Annotated in this window: 23 protein-coding genes; 16 read left to right on the top strand and 7 right to left on the bottom strand. The window is 68.7% G+C overall.

All coding sequences use genetic code 11. The features are described from left to right. Positions 1 to 9: 9 nt before the first annotated feature. Complete coding sequence (locus tag OMP39_RS12720) at positions 10 to 921, bottom strand: DMT family transporter (protein WP_264892081.1); 912 nt, start codon at positions 919 to 921, stop codon at positions 10 to 12. Positions 922 to 1,042: 121 nt separating this feature from the next. Between OMP39_RS12720 and OMP39_RS12715 the strand changes: the two genes are divergently transcribed. Then, positions 1,043 to 1,978, top strand: a complete 936-nt coding sequence (locus OMP39_RS12715; protein WP_264892080.1) for a LysR family transcriptional regulator — start codon at positions 1,043 to 1,045, stop codon at positions 1,976 to 1,978. Here OMP39_RS12715 and OMP39_RS12710 read toward each other — a convergent pair. After that, the gene (locus OMP39_RS12710; RefSeq protein ID WP_264892079.1) at positions 1,959 to 3,029 is read right to left on the bottom strand and encodes an MBL fold metallo-hydrolase; all 1,071 of its coding nucleotides are present in this window, start codon (positions 3,027 to 3,029) and stop codon (positions 1,959 to 1,961) included. The genes OMP39_RS12715 and OMP39_RS12710 overlap by 20 nt on opposite strands. 47 nt (positions 3,030 to 3,076) lie before the next feature. Here OMP39_RS12710 and OMP39_RS12705 point away from each other — a divergent pair, with 47 nt between their 5' ends. The 15 genes from OMP39_RS12705 to OMP39_RS12635 all read left to right on the top strand — a co-directional run bounded on the left by OMP39_RS12705 (position 3,077) and on the right by OMP39_RS12635 (position 16,780). Further along, entirely contained in the window at positions 3,077 to 3,514 is a 438-nt protein-coding gene (locus tag OMP39_RS12705; protein ID WP_264892078.1) for a MerR family transcriptional regulator, read from the top strand. A gap of 56 nt (positions 3,515 to 3,570) precedes the next feature. Further along, the gene (locus tag OMP39_RS12700; RefSeq protein WP_264892077.1) at positions 3,571 to 4,029 is read left to right on the top strand and encodes a PaaI family thioesterase; all 459 of its coding nucleotides are present in this window, start codon (positions 3,571 to 3,573) and stop codon (positions 4,027 to 4,029) included. A gap of 33 nt (positions 4,030 to 4,062) precedes the next feature. Continuing rightward, entirely contained in the window at positions 4,063 to 5,253 is a 1,191-nt protein-coding gene (locus OMP39_RS12695; protein ID WP_264892076.1) for an isovaleryl-CoA dehydrogenase, read from the top strand. A 7-nt stretch (positions 5,254 to 5,260) separates the two neighbouring features. Then, positions 5,261 to 5,527, top strand: a complete 267-nt coding sequence (locus OMP39_RS12690; RefSeq protein WP_264892075.1) for an acyl-CoA thioesterase — start codon at positions 5,261 to 5,263, stop codon at positions 5,525 to 5,527. A gap of 36 nt (positions 5,528 to 5,563) precedes the next feature. Next, entirely contained in the window at positions 5,564 to 6,241 is a 678-nt protein-coding gene (can, locus tag OMP39_RS12685; protein ID WP_264892074.1) for a carbonate dehydratase, read from the top strand. After that, positions 6,241 to 8,031, top strand: a complete 1,791-nt coding sequence (aceK, locus tag OMP39_RS12680) for a bifunctional isocitrate dehydrogenase kinase/phosphatase (RefSeq protein WP_264894574.1) — start codon at positions 6,241 to 6,243, stop codon at positions 8,029 to 8,031. Before can ends, aceK begins: the two co-directional genes overlap by 1 nt. A gap of 41 nt (positions 8,032 to 8,072) precedes the next feature. Beyond that, positions 8,073 to 9,251 (top strand): acetyl-CoA C-acyltransferase, encoded by a 1,179-nt coding sequence (locus tag OMP39_RS12675; protein WP_264892073.1) that lies wholly within the window; start codon positions 8,073 to 8,075, stop codon positions 9,249 to 9,251. Between the two features lie 160 nt (positions 9,252 to 9,411). Next, a complete protein-coding gene (locus OMP39_RS12670; RefSeq protein ID WP_264892072.1) occupies positions 9,412 to 9,867 on the top strand; it encodes a MaoC family dehydratase in 456 nt (151 codons plus the stop codon). Continuing rightward, entirely contained in the window at positions 9,864 to 10,532 is a 669-nt protein-coding gene (locus tag OMP39_RS12665; RefSeq protein ID WP_264892071.1) for an SDR family oxidoreductase, read from the top strand. Before OMP39_RS12670 ends, OMP39_RS12665 begins: the two co-directional genes overlap by 4 nt. 63 nt (positions 10,533 to 10,595) lie before the next feature. Then, complete coding sequence (locus OMP39_RS12660) at positions 10,596 to 11,726, top strand: acyl-CoA dehydrogenase family protein (protein ID WP_264892070.1); 1,131 nt, start codon at positions 10,596 to 10,598, stop codon at positions 11,724 to 11,726. A gap of 212 nt (positions 11,727 to 11,938) precedes the next feature. Then, complete coding sequence (locus OMP39_RS12655; protein WP_264892069.1) at positions 11,939 to 13,078, top strand: TRAP transporter substrate-binding protein; 1,140 nt, start codon at positions 11,939 to 11,941, stop codon at positions 13,076 to 13,078. Positions 13,079 to 13,155: 77 nt separating this feature from the next. Beyond that, entirely contained in the window at positions 13,156 to 13,773 is a 618-nt protein-coding gene (locus OMP39_RS12650) for a TRAP transporter small permease subunit (protein WP_264892068.1), read from the top strand. Next, positions 13,770 to 15,725, top strand: a complete 1,956-nt coding sequence (locus OMP39_RS12645) for a TRAP transporter large permease (protein WP_264892067.1) — start codon at positions 13,770 to 13,772, stop codon at positions 15,723 to 15,725. The genes OMP39_RS12650 and OMP39_RS12645 overlap by 4 nt, the downstream gene beginning before the upstream one ends. Positions 15,726 to 15,742: 17 nt before the next feature. After that, a complete protein-coding gene (locus OMP39_RS12640; protein WP_264892066.1) occupies positions 15,743 to 16,363 on the top strand; it encodes a 2-hydroxychromene-2-carboxylate isomerase in 621 nt (206 codons plus the stop codon). A gap of 15 nt (positions 16,364 to 16,378) precedes the next feature. After that, on the top strand, positions 16,379 to 16,780 hold the full coding sequence (locus OMP39_RS12635; protein ID WP_264892065.1) for a rhodanese-like domain-containing protein: 402 nt from the start codon (positions 16,379 to 16,381) through the stop codon (positions 16,778 to 16,780). 70 nt (positions 16,781 to 16,850) lie between these two features. On the opposite strand, the gene asd is transcribed toward OMP39_RS12635, so the two are convergent. The 5 genes from asd to fdh3B form a co-directional block, all read right to left on the bottom strand. Next, positions 16,851 to 17,660: an archaetidylserine decarboxylase gene (gene asd, locus OMP39_RS12630; RefSeq protein ID WP_425340678.1), complete on the bottom strand. Its 810-nt coding sequence runs from the start codon at positions 17,658 to 17,660 to the stop codon at positions 16,851 to 16,853. Between the two features lie 175 nt (positions 17,661 to 17,835). Further along, positions 17,836 to 18,486 carry a hypothetical protein gene (locus tag OMP39_RS12625; protein WP_264892063.1) on the bottom strand — a complete coding sequence of 217 codons (651 nt, stop codon included), beginning with the start codon at positions 18,484 to 18,486 and terminating at the stop codon, positions 17,836 to 17,838. After that, the gene (locus OMP39_RS12620) at positions 18,483 to 19,622 is read right to left on the bottom strand and encodes a formate dehydrogenase subunit gamma (protein ID WP_264892062.1); all 1,140 of its coding nucleotides are present in this window, start codon (positions 19,620 to 19,622) and stop codon (positions 18,483 to 18,485) included. Before OMP39_RS12620 ends, OMP39_RS12625 begins: the two co-directional genes overlap by 4 nt. Beyond that, positions 19,612 to 19,854: a hypothetical protein gene (locus OMP39_RS12615; RefSeq protein WP_264892061.1), complete on the bottom strand. Its 243-nt coding sequence runs from the start codon at positions 19,852 to 19,854 to the stop codon at positions 19,612 to 19,614. The genes OMP39_RS12620 and OMP39_RS12615 overlap by 11 nt, the downstream gene beginning before the upstream one ends. After that, positions 19,851 to 20,531 (bottom strand): formate dehydrogenase FDH3 subunit beta, encoded by a 681-nt coding sequence (fdh3B, locus tag OMP39_RS12610; protein WP_264892060.1) that lies wholly within the window; start codon positions 20,529 to 20,531, stop codon positions 19,851 to 19,853. Before fdh3B ends, OMP39_RS12615 begins: the two co-directional genes overlap by 4 nt.

Raw genomic sequence — 20,531 nt, 5'->3', positions numbered from 1 at the left:
GGCGCGCCCTCAGGGGCGAGACGCGAGCATCACGCCAGTGACCGCGATGGCGCCGCCGATCAACATGCTGGGCAGCAGGGGTTCGCCGAGCAGCAACACGCCGAACGTGGCGCCGAACACCGGCACCAGGTTGTTGAAGACCACGGTGCGCGCCGCACCGATGCGTTGCACGCCCTGCGAATACCACACAAAGGCCAAGGCGGTTCCGAACAGGCCCAGGTACACCGCGGCGACGACCACCGGCCACGTGAAGGCCTGTAGCTCCACACCGCGCCATTCGGTGAGCGAGTAGAGGCCGAGGAGCAAGGTGCCCCACAGCGAGGCATAGCTCGTGGCCGCCAGCGGCGTGAGGCCCCGCAGCGCGACGCGGCCGATCAGCGTGTAGGCGGCCCAGCTCCACACGCCCCCGAACATCAGCCATTCGCCCAGGCCCACCGATTGGCCGAGTGCCGCGGTGATGTCGCCGCGCGAGATCACGACCCACACCCCGGCCAGCGCCAGGATCACCCCCATGGCGCGGCGCAGGCTCAACCGCTCGCGCAGCAGCAGCGCGGCCAGCCCGATCGTGACCACCGGGTTGAGCGCGATGATGAGCGAAGTGCGGCTGGCGGGCAGGTGCTTGAGCGCGCCGAGGAAGAAGAGGTTGTACGCAAAGATCCCGGTGGCTCCCAGCGCAAAGGTGACCCACAGCTGCCGGCGGTCCAGCCGCGGCAGGCCGCCTTCCAGCACCTTGGCAGCGAGCACGAGCGCGAGGCTGGCGATGAGGTAGCGCAGCACCGAGCCCACCCCCGGCGGCACGGCGAGCGCGACGAGGCGGCCTGCGATGAAGGTGCCGCCCCAGATGGCGGGCACGGCGACCAGCCGCAGGTACAGGGGCCAGCCGGCGGCCGGGGCAGGAGCAGAGGCGAGGACGGCGCTCATGGGATTTCCCTTCGGGTGACACGGCAGACGCCGGGGGGCCTGCCTGGTAAGCTTGTTGATGAGTTTATGCTTGTGCATGCTCATAGGGAAATGAGCGATTGCTCATCGAAAGGGGCCGCGAATGACCTTCACGCAACTCGAGGTTTTCGTCACGCTGGCGCGCGCCGGCAGCTTCTCGCGCGCTGCCGCCTTGCTGGGCATCACGCAGTCGGCGGTGAGCCACGCCATCCGCGCCCTGGAGCGCGAGCTCGGCGTGCCGCTTTTCGTGCGCGACCGCGCGGTGCCCGAACTCACCCCCGCGGGCGCGCGTCTGCTGGCGCGGGCCCATGAGATCCGCACCTTGCACGAGGCGCTCATCCAGGATGCCAAGGACGCGCAGGGCCTGCGCGAGGGGGTGCTGCGCATCGCCTCGTTCGGCTCCACCTCCAGCCTGCGCATCCTGCCGGACCTGCTCGCCCGCTTCCGGCAACTGCACCCGGGCATCGAGGTCTACATCGACGAGGAGGCGGACGACACCGTGGTGCGCTGGTTGACGGAGCGGCGCGTGGAGATCGGCTTCGTCGTGTTGCCCGACGAGCGTTTCGAGACGCTGCCGCTGGTGCAAGACGAGTTCGTCGTGGTGCTGCCCGAGGCGCACCCCCTGGCCCGCAAGGCCAGCGTCGCGCCCGCCGACCTGAACGACCTGCCGTTCGTGCTGCCCGAGGCGGGCTGCAGCGATCTGATCCAGGCCATCCTGGACCGGGCGCAGGCGCGGCCCCGCATCCTCTACCGGTTTCCGCAGCTGCTGTCGATCCTCGGGTTCGTCGAGCGGGGGCTGGCGGTTTCGGTGGCCGCGCGCCTGGCGCTGCCGGACGACGCGCCCGGCGTGGTCTATCGCCCGTTGTCGCCGCGGGCGCCGCGCCGGGTGGGGCTGGCCGTGCGCGACGCGGCCAAGCTATCGCCGGCGGCGCGCGCCTTCATGCAAGTCGCGCGGCAGATGTACGGCGGGCGCCGGCAGACGGCGGGCCGTGCAACGGCCGTGCCCGTGGGCACCTGCGCTATGCCGGCGCGAACCTGAACACCCCGTCTTCGCCGCGGATGCGGCGCAGACGGCCATCGAACCACAGCGCATGCAGGTGCGCGATCGCCTCGCCGATGGCGAAGGTGGTCTGGTGCAGGTCCAGCGTGCGTTTGAAGAGCACCGGCAGCAGGTCGGCGGCGCTGCACGGCCGCTCGGCGCAGGCCTGCATCACCTCGGCCAGCCGCAGGTCGTGGTGCTCCTTGAGTTGGCGCACGCGCTCGTGCAGGCCACGGAAGGGGCGCCCGTGAGAGGGGAGCACGAGCGTGTCGGTCGGCAGCGCCGTGAGGGCATGCACCGAGCCCAGGTAAAGGGGTAGCGGGTTGGCCTCGGGTTCGAGGTCGATGACGCTCACGTTGGTCGAAATGCGCGGCAGGAGCATGTCGCCGGAGATGAGCACGCGCAGCTCGTCGCAATAGAGCGAGATGTGCTCGGGCGAATGGCCGTAGCCCGCGATGCAGCGCCAGGGGCGCCCGCCGATGTCCACGGCGGCGCCGTCCATCAGGCGGCGGAACTGGGCCGGCACCTGGGGGACCATCGAGGCGTAGTAGTTGGCCCGCGCGCGCACTTTTTGCAGCGAGTCCGGGTCGGTGAGGCCGTGGCTGGCGAAGAACCGGGCAGCCGCCTCCCCTCCGAAGCCGGTCGTGCTCTGGCTCGCGATGCGCGCGGCGTTGAAATCGGTGGCGCTGATCCACAGGCGGCAGTCGCGCCCGCCGGCGCCCCAGCGTTCGGTGAGCCAGTGCGCCAGGCCGATGTGGTCCGGGTGCATGTGGGTCACGATCACCCGCAGCACCGGCAGGCCCTGCAGCTCATGCTCGAAGACCGACTCCCAGGCGGCGCGTGTCGCGTCGCTGGTGATGCCGCAATCGACGATCGTCCAGCCAGCCTGGCCCTCCTGTTCGTCGCGCAACAGCCAGAGGTTGATGTGATCGAGCGCGAAGGGCAGACCCATGCGCACCCAGCGCACGCCGGGCGCGACCTCCAGGCTGCGGCCGGTTTCCGGCAGGCGATCGGCGAGCGGGTAGTCCAGGCGTTGTTCCAGCGGGTTCATTCGCTACACTTTACGTAAACGTCAATTTCAGCCCAGTATAGACATCCATGTCCTCCTCTGCCGTCACGCAGGCGTCACCCCTCAACGGCGTGACCTACACCATCAGCCAGCTGGCCAAGGAGTTCGACCTCACGACGCGGGCCATCCGCTTCTACGAGGACTGCGGCCTGCTGAGCCCGCAGCGCAGCGGCCCCAACGGACGCAACCGGGTCTACACCGCGCGCGACCGCACCCGGCTCAAGCTCACGCTGCGCGGCAAGCGCCTGGGGCTGAGCCTGGCCGAGATCAAGGAGCTGGTGGACATGTACGAGTCGCCGCGCGACACGGTGCCTCAGCTCAAGAAATTCCTCGTCGTGCTGGCCGCCCATCGTGAGCAGCTGGAGCAGCAGCTGGCCGATCTGCAGGTCACGCTGGAGGAAGTGCGCACCCACGAACGCGAGGCGCGCCGCCTGCTCGGGGAAATCGAGAAGAAGAAAAAAGCCTGAAACCGGGGCAGGGCGACTAGAATTGACGTTTACGTTAACGTCAATTCGACCCCGCCATGCCCACCGAGCTGCATCCGGCCGACCCCCACTTCGCCGAGCGGGTCCGCCGCTCGTTCGAGCGCCAGGCGGTGATGTCCACCATGGGCATCACGCTCGCCGGTGTAGAGGCCGGCCGCGTCGTGCTGGAGATGCGCCACCGCGCGGACCTGACGCAGCAGCACGGGTTTCTCCATGCCGGCGTGGTCTCGACCGCGCTGGACTCGGCGTGCGGCTACGCGGCCTTCTCCCTCATGCCGGCGGAGGCGGGCGTGCTCACGATCGAGTTCAAGGTCAATCTGCTGGCGCCGGCCCGCGGGCCGGTGTTTCGTTTCGATGCGCAGGTCGTCAAGCCCGGGCGCACCATTACGGTGGCCGAGGCCCGCGCGATCGAGGCGGGCGACCGGGGCGAGCGCGTCATCGCCACGATGACGGCGACGCTGATGACCGTGCTCGGCCGCGAGGACGTGCGGCACTGAAGGCCCATCTTCCATCCTTCGAGAGGACATCCCATGCAACTTCCAGGACTCGACTTCCAACTGGGTGAGGACATCGATGCGCTGCGCGATGCGGTGCGCAGCTTCGCCGAGGCGGAGATCGCGCCGCGCGCGGCCGAGATCGACCGCACCGACCAGTTCCCGATGGACCTGTGGCGCAAGATGGGCGAGCTGGGCGTGCTCGGTATCACCGTCGAGGAGGAGTACGGCGGCGCGAACATGGGCTACCTCGCGCACATGATCGCGATGGAAGAAATCAGCCGCGCCAGCGCCTCGGTGGGGCTGTCCTACGGGGCGCACTCCAACCTGTGCGTCAACCAGATCCGCCGCAACGGCAACGAGGCGCAGAAGAAGAAGTACCTGCCCAAGCTCATCAGCGGCGAGCACGTGGGTGCGCTGGCCATGAGCGAGCCGGGCGCGGGCTCGGACGTCGTCAGCATGAAGCTGCGCGCCGAGGACAAGGGCGGCTACTACGTGCTCAACGGCAACAAGATGTGGATCACCAACGGGCCGGATGCCGACACGCTGGTGGTGTACGCGAAGACGGAGCCGGAGCTGGGCGCGCAGGGCATCACGGCCTTCATCATCGAAAAGGGCATGAAGGGCTTTTCGATCGCGCAAAAGCTCGACAAGCTGGGCATGCGCGGCAGCCACACCGGCGAGCTGGTGTTCGAGAACGTCGAGGTGCCCGCCGAGAATGTGCTGGGCAACGTCAACGGCGGCGTGAAGGTGCTCATGAGCGGCCTGGACTACGAGCGGGCGGTGCTCGCCGCCGGGCCCGTGGGGATCATGCAGGCGGTGATGGACAACGTCATCCCCTACATTCACGACCGCAAGCAGTTCGGCCGCAGCATCGGCGAGTTCCAGCTCATCCAGGGCAAGGTGGCCGACATGTACACCGTGCTGCAGGCCGCCCGCAGCCTCTGCTACACGGTGGGCAAGAACCTCGACAAGCTCTCCAAGACCTCGGGCGGCGAGCACGTGCGCACGGTGCGCAAGGACTGCGCGGCCGTGATCCTGTGGTGCGCCGAGAAGGCCACCTGGATGGCCGGCGAGGGCATCCAGATCTTCGGCGGCAACGGCTACATCAACGAGTACCCGCTGGGCCGGCTCTGGCGTGACGCCAAGCTGTACGAGATCGGCGCGGGCACCTCCGAGATCCGGCGTATGCTGATCGGGCGCGAGCTGTTCGCCGAGACGATGTGAGGCCGTGATGAGCGACCTCGTCGAGACCTACCGCGGCACCGTCTACCCCTGGCACTGCGACCACATGGGGCACATGAACGTGATGTGGTATGTGGGCAAGTTCGACGAGGCGACCTGGCAGCTCTTGACGATGCTCGGGCTGTCGCCGGCCTGGTTGCGTGAAAACCGGCGCGGCATGGTCGCGCTGGACCAGCGCATCGCCACCGGGCGCTGCAGCGGCAGGCGGCCCTGGCGCTGCCCTGGGATGCGTGAGGGGCAGGGACGGACTGCGTAAACTGTGCACTGCAGCAAACCCACGCCCTGATCACCGATGAGCACGCAGCTGGACGAACTGTTCGAGAACAACCGGGTGTGGGCGCGCCAGACCGAGGCGCGCTCGCCCGGCTTCTTCACCCGGCTGCAGCAGCAGCAGGCGCCGCAGTACCTGTGGATCGGCTGCGCGGACAGCCGCGTGCCGGCCAACGAGCTGGTCGGCCTGCTGCCGGGCGAGCTGTTCGTGCACCGCAACGTCGCCAACGTGGTCGTGCACTCCGACCTCAACTGCCTGTCGGTGATGCAGTTCGCGGTCGACCAGCTCAAGGTGCAGCACGTCATCGTGGTCGGCCACTCCAATTGCGGCGGCGTGCGCGCAGCGCTCGAGGACACGCGGGTGGGGCTGGCCGACAACTGGATTCGCCACGTGCAAGACGTGCGGCATCGTCACCAGGAGTGGCTGGACAGCCTGCCGCGCGAGCGGCGCCTCGATGCGCTCGTCGAGCTCAACGTGCTGGAGCAGGTGCTCCACGTGTGCCAGACGACCATCGTGCAGGATGCCTGGGCGCGCGGGCAGCAGGTGGTGGTGCACGGCTGGGTCTACGGCCTGCACAACGGCTTGCTGCAGGACCTGCGCATGACGATCGACCAGCCGGAGGGCGTCGCTGCTGCCTACCAGGAGGCCCTGCAGCGGCTGCGCGGGCGCTACGCACCCTGCCAGGCGGAGGCGGCGTGATGTTTCCTCCCCAGCAGCTCAACGACGCCCGCGCCTACGCCATCGCGTGCGCGCTGCTGGAGGGATTCGACCGGCACTACCGGCTCTTCCGCGAGTCGAGCGCGGCGGCCAAGCAGCGCTTCGAGAGGGCCGACTGGCACGGCCAGCAGCGTGCCCAGCGCGAGCGCATCGAGTTCTACGACAAGCGCGTGGACGAGGCGGTCGAGCGGTTGCAGCGTGAGTTCTCGGCACACGAGCTGCCGATGGACGTGTGGCACCAGATCAAGCTGCACTACATCGGCCTTCTGACGAATCACCTGCAGCCCGAGCTGGCCGAGACCTTCTTCAACTCGGTCACGACCAAGATCCTGCACCGCAGCTACTTCAACAACAACTTCATCTTCGTGCGCCCGGCGATCTCGACCGAGTACCTCGAGAACGACGAGCCGGCCTCGCAGCCGACCTTCCGCGCCTACTACCCCACCAAGGACTCGCTGCGCGAGACGCTGCACCGCATCGTCACCAACTACCAGCTGCAGCGCGACTTCGACGACCTCGACCGCGACGTGGACAACGTGCTGCAGGCCGTGCATGCGCAGTTCGGCAGCTTCCGTTGGCGCGCGAACTTCCAGATCCAGGTGCTGTCGTCGCTCTTTTTCCGCAACAAGGGCGCGTACATCGTCGGCAAGATCATCAACGGCTTCCGCGAGACGCCGTTCGCGCTGCCGATCCTGCACAACAGCCGGGGTCTTTACATCGACGCGGTCCTCTTCGGCGAGGAGGATATGCAGATGCTGTTCAGCTTCGCGCGGGCCTACTTCATGGTGGACATGGAGATTCCGGCCGCGTACGTGCAGTTCCTGCGGTCGCTGATGCCGCGCAAGCCGCGGTGGGAGATCTACAACGCGCTGGGGCTGCACAAGCAGGGCAAGAACATCTTCTACCGCGACTTCCTCTATCACCTGCGCCACTCGAGCGACCGGTTCCGTATCGCGCCGGGCATCAAGGGCATGGTGATGCTGGTGTTCGACCTGCCGTCGTTCCCGTACGTGTTCAAGGTCATCAAGGACTTCTTCCCGCCGCAGAAGGAGACCACGCGCGAGCAGATCAAGGCCAAGTACCTGCTGGTCAAGCAGCACGACCGCGTGGGCCGCATGGCCGACACGATGGAGTATTCCAACGTCGCGTTCCCGCGCTCGCGCTTCGACGAGGACCTGATCGCCGAGTTGCGCCATTACTGCCCCAGCCTGCTGGAGGACGACGGCGAGCACCTGGTGATCAAGCACCTGTACATCGAGCGGCGCATGATCCCGCTCAACATCTACCTGCAAGAGGCCGCGCCGGAGCAGATGGCCCATGCGGTGATCGAGTACGGCAACGCCATCAAGGACCTGGTGGCCGCCAACATCTTCCCCGGCGACATGCTGTGGAAGAACTTCGGCGTCACCCGCAACGGCAAGGTGGTGTTCTACGACTACGACGAGATCGAGTACATCACCGACTGCAACTTCCGGCGCGTGCCGCCGCCTCGCCACGAGGAGGACGAGCTCTCGGGCGAGCCCTGGTACAGCGTCGGCCCGAAGGACGTCTTTCCCGAGACCTTCGAGCCCTTCCTGCTGGGCGACCCGCGGGTGCGCGAGGTCTTCATGCAGCACCACGCCGACCTGCTGGACCCCGCGTTCTGGCAAGGCCACAAGGAGCGCATCCTGGCCGGCCACGTGCACGATGTGTTTCCCTATGACGTGAGCAAGCGGTTCGGCCGCCAGCGCCGCGTCAAGGCGGTGCCGGCGGCAGAGCCCCTGCCGGTTTGAGCCCGCGTCGCAAACCCCCGACCTTCCACAAGGAGTGCATCATGTCCGATCCCATCGTCATCGTCTCCGCCGCCCGCACGCCCATCGGCGGCCTGTTGGGTGATTTCTCCGGCCTCGCCGCATGGGAACTGGGTGCCGTGGCGATCCAGGCCGCCGTCGAGCGTGCCGGCGTGCCCAAGGACGCCGTCGACGAGGTGCTGATGGGCAACTGCCTGATGGCCGGCCAGGGTCAGGCCCCGGCGCGCCAGGCGCTGCTCAAGGCGGGCCTGCCGCAGTCCACGGGGGCCGTCACGCTGTCCAAGATGTGCGGCTCGGGCATGCGCGCGATGATGTTCGCGCACGACATGCTCGCCGCCGGCTCGGCCCAGGTGATGGTGGCCGGCGGCATGGAGAGCATGACCAATGCCCCGCACCTGGCCTTCATCCGCAAGGGCCACAAGTACGGCGCCACCACGTTCTACGACCACATGGCGCTCGACGGCCTGGAGGACGCCTACGACCGCGGCAAGGCGATGGGCGTGTTCGCCGAGAGCTGCGTGGCCAAGTACGCCTTCAGCCGCGAGGCGCAGGACCAGTTCGCGATCGCCTCGACGCAGCGCGCCATCCAGGCCAACAGCGACGGCAGCTTCGACTGGGAGATCGCGCCCGTGACGCTGCCGGGCAAGGGCGGCGAGGTGCGGATCACCAAGGACGAACAGCCCTTCAAGGCCAAGCTCGACAAGATCCCGGGCCTCAAGCCCGCGTTCAAGAAGGACGGCACCATCACCGCGGCGACCTCCTCGAGCATCTCCGACGGCGCGGCGGCGCTCGTGATGATGCGCGAGTCGACGGCCAAGCAGATGGGCGCGACGCCGATCGCGCGCATCCACGCCCACGCCGTTCACTCGCAGGCGCCCGAGTGGTTCACCACCGCCCCGGTCGGTGCGATCGACAAGGTGCTCAAGAAGACCGGCTGGACGGCGGACCAGGTGGACCTGTGGGAGATCAACGAGGCCTTCGCTGCCGTGACGATGGCGGCGATGCACGAGCACAAGCTGCCGCACGAGAAGGTGAACGTGCACGGCGGCGCGGTCGCCCTCGGCCATCCGATCGGCGCCTCGGGCGCGCGCATCGTCGTCACGCTGCTGGGCGCGCTGAAGAAGCGCGGCCTCAAGAAGGGCGTGGCCGCGCTGTGCATCGGCGGCGGCGAGGCCACCGCGATGGCCATCGAGCTGTACTGAGCCGCAGGCGCCGGCCCGTCGCGCGAGGCAAGGAGGCGAGGCGGGCCGGCCGGTTTCTGGTAACGCGCAGGAGAACGCCCTCGGGCTCCATCGCCCTCGGTTCACGAGAGGTGCGGTCCCGCCCGAAGGGCGTTCCGTCAGAGATGTCAGGGAGGACACCATGAGCGCAGTGACAGAACGGGAGATCGTGAAGGTCGGCGAGACCTTCATGCGCACCGTGCGTTTCACGGAGAAGGACATCGCGGCGTTCGCCGCCGCATGCCTGGACAGCAACCCGCTGCATCGCGATCCGGGCGAGGCGGCCGAATCCCGCTATGGCGAGGTGATCGCGAGCGGCCCGCACACGGCTTCGATGCTGATGGGGCTGGCCGCCAGCCATTTCTCGCGCCGGGATGACGGCATCAAGCGACAGATGGTCTGTCTGAACTTCAACTTCGCCTACAAGGCGCCGGTGCATGCCAACGAGGACGTGATGCTCCACTGGGTGGTGGCTTCCGTCGAGTGGAACCGCAAGCTCGAGGGTTACATCGTGATGGTGGACGGCGCGGCGAGCACCGAGCGCTGCGGTGTGGCCGTCGTCAGCCGGGGTACTTTGCTCGTCAAGGAGGTGCCGTGACGGTGCTGCTCATTGGTGCCTCGCGTGGCATCGGCTATGAGCTGGGGAGGCAGTACCGCGAGGAAGGCCGGCGTGTGGTGGCCACCGCGCGCGACGAGCGCGGCCTCGCAAGACTGGGCGAACTCGGCTGCGAGGCCGTGCCCCTCGACGTGACCGAGGCCGCGAGCGCCGCGGGGTTCGGTTGGCGCATCGACGGCGAGCGCTTCGAGGTCGTCGTCTATTGCGCCGGGCTCTACGGCCCTCGCACGGCCGCGCTGGAGCCGCCGTCCATGCACGACTTCGACCTGGTGATGCACGCCAACGTGCTGGGCGCCATGCGCATCCTGCCGGTGTTGCAGGGGCTGCTGGCCCAGCGGGCGAAGGTGGCGGTGCTGTCGTCGGTGATGGGGTCGATCGGCGGGCGCACCGGCACCTCGGGTTGGCTCTACCGGGCTTCCAAGGCCGCGCTCAATTCGGTATTGAAGGACGTGTCGCTGGTGCTCGGCCCGCAAGGGGCGGTGTGCGTCGCATTGCACCCCGGCTGGGTGGCCACCGACATGGGCGGGCCCTCGGCGCCTCTGACCCCCGAGCGCAGTGCCGCCGACCTGCGGGCCTTGCTGGCCAGGCTGGGCCCGCAAGACAACGGCCGCTTCCTCAACCACGATGGATCGGCCATCCCTTGGTGATGTTTTCGAGGTGAACACGGCTGCGGGCCGGACGCACCGCCCGCGGCGAGACGAGGAGTACCCATGCTGCTGAGCCCCGACCAGACCATGATCCGCGATGCCGTGCGAGCGTTCGTGGAGGACGAGATCAAGCCGCACGCGGCCCGCTGGGACAAGGAGCACCACTTCCCCAAGGAGGTGCACCGGGGGCTGGCGGCGCTCGGCACCTACGGCGTGTGCGTGCCCGCCGAGTACGGCGGGGCGGGGTTGGACTACGTCACGCTGGCCCTGGTGCTGGAGGAGATCGCGGCCGGCGACGGCGGCACGAGCACGGCGGTCAGCGTCAACAACTGCCCGGTGTGCGCGATCCTGCTGCGCTACGGCAGCGAGATGCAGAAGCGCCGTTGGCTCGTACCGCTCGCTCAGGGCGAGCTGCTCGGCGCCTTCTGCCTGACCGAGCCCCACGTGGGCTCGGATGCGTCGGCCTTGCGCACGACGGCCCAGCGCGAGGGCGATCACTACGTCCTCAACGGGGTCAAGCAGTTCATCACCAGCGGCAAGAACGGCCAGGTGGCCATCGTGATCGCGGTCACCGACAAGGCCGCGGGCAAGAGGGGCATCAGCGCGTTCATCGTTCCCACCGACACGCCCGGCTACCAGGTGGCCCGGCTGGAGGACAAGATGGGCCAGCATTCGAGCGACACGGCGCAGATCGTGTTCGAGAACTGCCGCATCCCGGCCGAGTACCGCGTGGGCGAGGAAGGCGAGGGCTACCGCATCGCGTTGTCGGCCCTGGAAGGCGGGCGCATCGGGATCGCGGCGCAGAGCGTGGGCATGGCCCGTGCGGCGTTCGAGGCGGCGCTGGCCTACGCGAAGCAGCGCGAGAGCTTCGGCAAGCCCATCTTCGAGCACCAGGCGGTGCAGTTCCGCCTCGCCGAGATGGCGACGCAGATCGAGGTGGCCCGCCAGATGGTGTGGCACGCGGCCGCCTTGCGCGATGCCGGTCAGCCCTGCCTGAAGGAAGCGGCGATGGCCAAGCTCTTCGCCAGCGAAATGGCCGAGCGCGTCTGCTCCGATGCCATCCAGATCCACGGCGGCTACGGCTATGTGAGCGACTTCCCGGTCGAGCGCATCTACCGCGACGTGCGGGTGACGCAGATCTACGAAGGCACCTCCGACGTGCAGAAGATCCTCATCGGCCGGGCGCTGGCCTGAGCGCAGCCCTCGCGCTTCTTGCGCACAGCGCACAAGCGAGGCAGGGTATTCAGCTCGTTCTCAGTTGAGAGGCCCTTCGAGGCCTCGGGGTTTCCTTTGGTCCCGGGTTTTTCGCTAGCACGCGGCCCGGGGCCGGTGTTTAGCATGGACTGGACCCGACGGGACGCAAGAGCCCGCGGGCAGCTTCTCGCACACCATAGTAGGAGACCCACGTGAGCAAGACATCTTCCAAGGCGGCCAAGCCGTCTCAGCGCCGTAGTTTTCTGAAGCAGGCGACCGCCGGTGCGGTCGGTGCGGGAGCGGCCGCCTTTCCGATGGTTTCGTCGGCACAGACGGTGAGCTTGCGCTTCCAGAGCACGTGGCCCGCGAAAGACATCTTCCACGAGTTCGCCAACGACTTCGCCAAGAAGGTCAACGACATGGCGGGCGGGCGGCTCAAGATCGAGGTGCTGCCTGCGGGCGCCGTGGTGCCGGCCTTCCAGCTGCTGGAGGCGGTCAACAAGGGCACGCTGGATGGCGGCCACGGGGTCGTCGCGTACCACTACGGCAAGAACTCGGCGCTCGCGCTGTGGGGCTCCGGCCCGGCGTTCGGCATGGACCCGAACATGGTGCTCGCCTGGCACTACTACGGCGGCGGCAAGGCCTTGCTCGAAGAGATCTACAAGGCCATCAACATGGACGTGGTCTCGTTCCTGTACGGGCCGATGCCCACGCAGCCGTTCGGCTGGTTCAAGAAGCCCATCGCCAAGCCCGAGGACATCAAGGGCCTGAAGTTCCGCACCGTGGGCCTGGCGGTGGACATGTACACCGACATGGGCGCCGCCGTGAACCCGCTGCCGGGGGGTGAGATCGTGCCCGCGCTCGACCGCGGCCTCATCGACGGGGCGGAGTTCAACAACGCCTCGAGCGACCGCGTGCTCGGCTTCCCGGATGTGGCCAAGGTCTGCATGCTGCAGAGCTTCCATCAGTCGGGCGAGCAGTTCGAGGTGCTCTTCAACAAGGGCAAGTACACGGCCTTGCCGGCCGAGTTGCGCGCCATCATCGACTACGCGGTGCAGGCGGCCAGCGCCGACATGAGCTGGAAGGCCATCGAGCGCAACTCGCAGGACTACATCGAGCTGAAGAAGGCCGGGGTCAAGTTCTACAAGACACCCGACAGCGTGCTGCGGGCGCAGCTGGACACCTGGGACAAGATCATGGAAAGAAAGAGCGCCGAGAACCCGCTGTTCAAGAAGGTGCTCGATTCGCAGCGGGCCTTCGCGCAGCGCGCCAAGCAGTGGCAGAACGACTACATGGTCGATTTCAACATGGCCTACAACCGCTACTTCGGTCGCGGCGCGAAGAAGGGCTGAGGCCGGGCCGCCTGCCCGGCTGCGAAGGCGCCCCGGGGCGCCTTCTTTTTGTCTCGACGAAGGTCGGAGCTAGCGAGATGCAGAAGATGCTACTGGCGGTGGACCGCCTGTCCACATGGATAGGCAAGGCCACCGCATGGTCGGTCGTGGTGCTGACGGTGATGGTGACGTGGGAGGTGTTCTCCCGCTACGCGCTCAACCGCCCGCATGGCTGGATGCTTGACGCGCAGATCATGCTCTACGGTCTGCTCTTCATGGCCGCCGGCGCCTACACCTTGTCCAAGAACGGGCACGTGCGGGGTGACGTGCTGTATGGGTTCTTCCGCCCCCGCACGCAGGCCGCCATCGACCTCGTGCTCTACATCGTGTTCTTTCTGCCGGGGGTGTTCGCGATGACCTGGGCCGGCTGGACGTTCGCGCAGGAGTCCTTCGCGATCCGCGAGACGACTTTCAATGCCGAACCGCTGCCGCTGTATCCGTTCAAGTTCGTGATTCCCTTCTCCGGCGCAGTGCTGCTGCTGCAGGGGCTGGTGGAGATCGTTCGGTGCGTGATCTGCCTGCAGCGCGGGCAGTGGCCCTCCCGCGAGGAGGACGTCGAGGAGGTGGACGTAGACAAGCTCAAGGAGATGGTGCACGTGGATGACGACAACGACCCGCTGGCCGGGGGACCTGCACGCGAAGGTGGCCGCGCATGAAGCTCAGGAAGGAACTGTGGTTCGGCTTCACGTTGATGGCCATCATCGTGGCCGGAGCGCTCTACATGCTGCTGTCGGCGCCGGTCATCACCAACGGCCACATCGGACTGCTGATGCTGTCGCTGGTGGTCGTCGCGATCATGCTGGGCTTTCCCACGGCCTTCACGCTGATGGGCATGGGCGTGCTGTTCACGTGGCTGGCGTACGAGCGGGACTGGCACCGGACGCTGGACCTGATGGTGCAGGCCACGTACAAGACCATGGCCAACGACGTGCTGATCTCGATCCCGTTGTTCGTCTTCATGGGATACCTGGTCGAGCGGGCCAACCTCATCGAAAAGCTGTTCAAGAGCTTGCACCTCTCGCTGGCACGGGTGCCTGGGTCGCTCGCGGTGGCCACGCTGGTCACCTGCGCGGTGTTCGCCACTGCTACGGGCATCGTCGGTGCGGTGGTCACGCTGATGGGCCTGCTGGCGCTGCCCGCCATGCTGCGCGGCGGCTACAGCGTGCCGCTGTCCGCCGGCTGCATCACCGCCGGAGGGTGCCTGGGCATCCTGATCCCGCCGTCGGTGCTGTTGATCGTCTATGGCGCCACGGCGGGCGTCTCGGTGGTCAAGCTCTATGCGGGCGCCTTCTTCCCGGGGCTGATGCTGGCTGGGCTTTACATCCTGTACGTGATCCTGCTGGCCAAGCTGAAGCCCTCGCTGGCGCCGCCGCTCACGGCCGAGCAGCGGCGGGTGCCGTTGCCCGAGCCGCTGGAGCGCGCCGGCGCCGAGGGCCAGCGGCGCGCGCTGCCTGCCTTGCTCGCTGCGCTCAAGGGCCGGCGCAACCATGGAGTGCCGGCGGGCTACCTGCTGCGCCAGCTGTTCGTCGCGTTGCTGCCGGCCCTCGTGTTCGCCGCGGCCGCCCTGTGGAGCTATGAGCGGGTGACGCGTCCGGTGACGGAGGAGGTGATCCCCGGGTTGCAGCAGATGGGCGGCGACGCAGCCGAGCCCGCGGGGGACGCGGACGGCGGCGTGGCGGAGCCCCCGGCCGAGGGCCTCCAAGAGCCGGGCGCCGACGGACTGGCCGAGCCGCCGGGCAGCGAAGCGAGCGAGGCTGCCGCGGCACCGCAGGCCGGGCAGCCCTCGGGCGCCGCGACGGGCCCGGCGGGGCCGGCAGAGGCGGCACCTGCCGGCGCCGGTGAGGCGGCGCGACTCCAGGTGCCCCCGGGCTACTGGATCGGCGTGGCAGCGGGGGCGGTGGCGCTCATCGCCTACTACGCGCTGCTCAGCTTCACGCGGCTCGAGATCTTCAAGATGCTGCTGTCGAGCTTCTTTCCGCTCGTCATCCTCATCATGGCGGTGCTGGGCTCGATCGTCTTCGGCCTGGCCACGCCGACGGAGGCGGCCGCGGTGGGGGCCTTCGGGGGCTTCCTGCTGGCCGCGGCGTACCGGCAGCTCAACTTCACGGTGGTCAAGGAAAGCGTGTTCCTCACCGCGAAGACGAGCGCGATGGTGTGCTGGCTGTTCGTCGGCTCGGCGATCTTCTCGTCGGCGTTCGCACTGCTGGGCGGGCAGGAACTGGTCGAACGCTGGGTGCTGGGATTGAACCTGACGAAGCTCGAGTTCCTCGTGCTCAGCCAGGTGATCATCTTCATCCTCGGTTGGCCGCTGGAATGGACCGAGATCATCGTGATCTTCATGCCGATCTTCGTGCCGCTGCTGGACAACTTCGGCGTCGATCCGCTGTTCTTCGGACTGCTCGTCGCGCTCAACCTCCAGACCGCCTTCCTGAGCCCGCCGGTGGCGATGGCGGCCTTCTACCTGAAGGGGGTGAGCCCGCCGCACGTGTCGCTGAATCAGATCTTCGCCGGCATGTTGCCCTTCATGGGCATCCAGATCCTGGCCATCCTGCTGCTGTATGCCTTCCCGGGCATCGGCCTGTGGCTGCCGGAGTTGTTGTACAAGTAGGCATCGGTGTTCGACGCATGAACAGTCCCCCCGCCATGCAGCAGCCCATAGACTTCTACTTCGACTTCTCGTCGCCCTACTCGTACATCGCCTCCGAGTGGATCGAGGCCGTGGCCGCGCGCCATGGCCGCACCGTGCGGTGGCACGCGATGCTGCTCGGCGTGGCGTTCCAGGCGGCCGAACTGAAGCCCCCGGTGAATCACCCGCTCAAGCGGGAGTACGTGCTGCGCGACTTCGCGCGCTCGGCACGCATGGAGGGCGTGCCCTACACCCAGCCCGAGCCTTTCCCCATCCCGACGCAGAACGCGGCCCGGGTGTACTGGTGGCTCCACGAGACGCGGCCCGAGCGCGCGATCCCGTGGGCGAGGGCGTGCTTTCGCGCGTACTTCGCTCGCGGCGTGGACTTGTCGGACGCCCAGGCCCTCTCCACGCTCGCCACCGAGTTCGGGTTGGGCGAGGGGGAGGCGCAGGCCGTGTGGAACGATCCCGTGTGGAAGGAGCGCCTGAAGCGGGTCAACGAAGCGGCGGTGGCCGCGGGGGTGTTCGGCGCGCCCTTCTTCTTCGTCGACGGCGAGCCGTTCTGGGGCAACGATCGCAAGGCGCAGATCGAGCGGTGGCTCTCGCAAGGTCCGTTCTGATCGGGAGGTGGAGAGATGGCACTGAAGAAAGGCTTTCGCGCCTTGGTGGACGAGGCGATGGCGCAGGTGAAGACCTACAGCGTCGAGGAGGCACGGGCCCGGCTGGACGACCCGTCGGTGCAGTTCGTCGACGTGCGCGACGTGCGCGAGCTGGAGCGCGACGGCGTCATTCCGGGCGCCGTGCACGCGCCGCGCGGCATGCTCGAGTTCTGGGTCGACCCGGAATCGCCGTACCACCGGCCGGTGTTCGCCGAAGACAAGGAGTTCATCCTGTTCTGTGCGGCGGGTTGGCGTTCGGCGCTGGCGACCAAGACGCTGCAGGACATGGGCCTGCCGAAGGTGGCCCACATCGACGGCGGCTTCACCGCCTGGAAAGCCGCGGGGGCGCCCGTGGCCGAGAAGCCCAAGAAGGGTTAGGGCCCGGTCACGCCGCCGCCGCAGGTGGGCCGGCCGGGCCACCACCCTGCCAACGGAGCCGGGCCGGCTCTCAGGCCGGCAAGGCCGTCGGGCCGGGCGTGAGGTAAGAGGCCATCGCCTCGCCCATGCGCACCGGGCGCTCGGGGGCCCAGCCGGCATTGAAGCGCATGCAGTCCTTCGGGAACAGCATCACGACGGTCGAGCCCAGCAGGAAGCGCCCCATTTCCTCGCCGCGACGCAGCACGACGGGCCGGTCGTCGTAGCGCCAGGTGCACACGTCGGGCCGGCGGGGCGGATTGACGACGCCGTGCCAGACGGTGGCCATGCTGCCGACGATGGTGGCACCCACCAGGACCATCGCGAAGGGCCCGCGCGGCCCCTCGAACAGGCACACCACGCGCTCGTTGCGCGCGAACAGGCCCGGCACGCCGCGCGCGGTGGCCGGATTGACCGAAAACAGCTCGCCCGGCACGTACACCATCTGCCGCAGACGCCCGTCGCACGGCATGTGGATGCGGTGGTAGTCCTTCGGGCTCAAGTACAACGTGGCGAACTCGCCGTCCTCGAAATCGCGTGCCAGCGCGGCATCGCCGGCGAGCAACGCGGTGGTCGTGTAGCGGTGCCCCTTGGCCTGGAAGATCTGGTCGCGCTCGATGCGGCCGAACTGGCTCACGGCGCCGTCGATCGGGCAGATGAGATCTGCGTTGGCCACCGGTCGTGCGCCCGGCTTGAGCGCGCGGGTGAAGAAGTCGTTGAACGTCTGGTAGCTGGCGACATCCGGGTCGGCCGCCTCGCCCATGTCCACGCCGTAATGACGCACGAACCAGCGGATCACGGCGGTCGTGAGAGCGCCGCCACGGGCACGGGCGAGCGCGCCCATGAGGACGGTGAGAGCCCGCTTGGGCAAGACGTACTGGCTGAGGACGAAGAGATCGGGCACGGAGTCTCGAGCGGCTGACGAAGATGCGAAGTGTAGGCGCTCGCCGCCGCGCGCCCGTCACCGGCGCCCCCCGGCCGCCATGCGGGCAGCCGCGCCCCGGGTGCGCGCCGGGGCGCTAGGGCATCGGTCGGGGCCAGCGTTTCAACGAGGCGTCCTTGACGTCCTCGCTGACCGGGGCGGTACCGAGCTTCTCGCTGCGCAGTGGCGCGGTGGCCGGGGCCGGCGGTGGGGCGTCGGCGGGGGCGGCCTCGGGCCCCGGGCGGGCGCGCCAGCGCGCGGCGATGCGCTCCATCGCCTGCTCGAGCTGCTGCCTCTCTTGCTCGGCCTGCGCCTGCTGGTCGGTGGCCGCGGCAGCGGAGGCAGCGACCGGTGGACCGGAGACGGGGGAGGCAGGGGCCGATGCCGCGCCGGCGCGCAGTGGGGCGCTGCCGCCCTGGGCCGCGGGCTGCGGCCCGCCGCCGGTGCCGCCGATCTGCGAGCCGGCGGGGGATGTGCCGCCCATGGCCGTGCCGCCGGTGTTGCCTTCGGCCCCGTGGGGGATGCCGGGCGTGCCGCTGGGCCCCGGCGCGTTCGGGCCGCCGCCGCGACGCCTCGCTTCGACCTCCCCGCTGGTGCCGCCGCCGGCGCTCACCTGCCCTGGAAACTGCGTGCGTGCGATGCGATCCGCGGGGTCCCCGTCGCGGGCAGTGCAGGCCGACAGTGCGAGCGCGTGCAGCACGGCTGCGACCGGGAGCAGCCCCCGGGGGCGAGCGAGGCCGTGCTTCATCGCGGTGCTCCGGGTCGGGTGGCCGGGTGCATGCCGCCGGGGGCCGCGCCCCGGGGGCCGATCGCCTCGCCGGGCGGCGCCACGGCTGCGGCCCCGCGGGTTTGCAAGTCCTCGTACCACAGCCGGTGATGCTTGCGCGCCCAGGCTTCGTCCACGGTGCCGTGGCGCATGCCACGGTAGGTGCCGGGCGTGCCGAGCGTGCCCATGTAGATGTGCCCGAGGGTCGCGGCGACGTAGAAAGCGGCCCCCAGCAGATGAAGCCCATGGGCCCACTGCTGCACGTAGCGGGTGGTGCCCACGGCGCTGCCCACCTCTCCCAGATACGGGAAGTCGAGGATGAGCCCGGTGATCGACATCACGAGCCCGAGCACCGCGACCCCGAACCAGAACCACAGCTTCTCGCCGGCATTGAAGTAGCCGGCCGGCGCAGGGCCTTCGCCGATCAGGCCGCCCGCCCGGCGCACCCACGCCCAGTCCTCTTTGCAGAAGCGGTTGTGTCGCAGGAAGGTGGCGAACATCAGCACCGACGACAGGATGAACAACGGACCGACGACGTTGTGGACGTACTTGCCGGCCAGTGCGATCCACGAGAACAGCCCGTGCCCCATCCAAGGCAGGAGCAGCTTCTTGCCGTACAGCATCACGAGCCCGGTGAGGGCGAGCGCGAGGAAGCTGAGCGCGGTGGCCCAGTGGACCGCGCGCTGCCAGCCGTCGAAGCGCAGCACCTCGCGGCCGGAATCGGGCGGCGCATGGCGATCGGGCCGGGTGGCGGCCCAGGCGACCAAGAGCCCCAGCGGGACGAGCATCCAGAGTGCCGCGGCCCACCAGGCCAGCGGGCCGTTGCGCAGGGTGCGCCAGGTGTTGCCGCCCCGCTGGAGAATCACGTTCTGCTCCGGCATGGTCCCCGGGGGGATGAGGTAGTGCCGGTCCATGTGCCGGCGGCCCGACGCCGCGTCGCTCCAGCCCGGCTCGGGCGTGCCTTGCTCGGCCTGCAGGATGGTCTGCTCCTCGGCGTACGCGGGCACCGCGTCATCGTGCGGCACGGCCGAGTGCGCCGCGGTGCTGCCCAGCAGCGCCGCCACGACGAGCAGGAGGGCCGCGCAGGCGGCTCGCGGCCGGCGAAGGTCAGCGTGCATGTTCGCGTCCTTGCGGGGGTGGCGCGCGGCCGTACTCGTCCTGGAGCTGATTGCGGTTCAGCAGGGCCGCATTCCAGGCGAGGCGGTCGCGGTGGAAGTGCGCATCCGGGTGCAAGTCGTCGGGCTTGCCGTCATAGTGCCCGTCGCGCCAGGCCGGGTACTGCTCCACCTCCAGGCAGCCGGCGAGCAGTGCCGCCACTGCGACGACGGCGATCAGGCGCGTGGGGATCATGCCGGCAGCTTCCTCGGGTCGTTCTGCGTGCTGCCGGGACGCTGGTTCGTGCGCGGCGCGCTGTCGTGCGGGCCGGACTCGCGGCGCCGGGCCGGGTCGTAGGCGATGTCCCAGCCCCACAGTTCGGGCCCGTAGCCGCGCGTGTCCACGCGCTTCTTGTAGATCGCCGCGATGACGTTGGCGTCGCCCGCGAGCAGCGCCTTGGTCCCGCACTGCTCGGCGCACACCGGCAGCTTGCCTTCGCTCAGACGGTTGCGTCCGTACTTCTCGAACTCGGCCTGCGAGCCGTCGGGTTGCGGCCCGCCGGCGCAGAAGGTGCACTTGTCCATCTTGCCGCGGTGGTTGAAGGCGCCGGTGCTGGGGAACTGCGGGGCGCCGAACGGGCAGGCGAGGTAGCAGTAGCCGCAGCCGATGCACAGGTCCTTGTCGTGCAGCACCACGCCGTCGGTGGTGTGATAGAAGCAGTCCACCGGGCACACGGCCATGCAGGGGGCATCGGTGCAGTGCATGCAGGCCACCGACACGTAGTGCTCGCCCGGCACGCCGTCATGGATGGTGACGACGCGCCGGCGGTTGACGCCCCAGGGCGTCTCGTTCTCGTTCTTGCACGCCGTGACGCACCCCATGCAGTCGATGCAGCGCTCGGTGTCGCAGATGAATTTCATGCGGGCGGGCAT

This window comes from Schlegelella aquatica (genome assembly GCF_026013905.1).
In the GTDB taxonomy this organism is placed as follows: Bacteria; Pseudomonadota; Gammaproteobacteria; order Burkholderiales; family Burkholderiaceae_C; genus Caldimonas; species Caldimonas aquatica.
The sequence above is the reverse complement of the archived record's forward strand: the minus strand, read 5'-3'. Positions and strand labels throughout refer to the sequence as shown.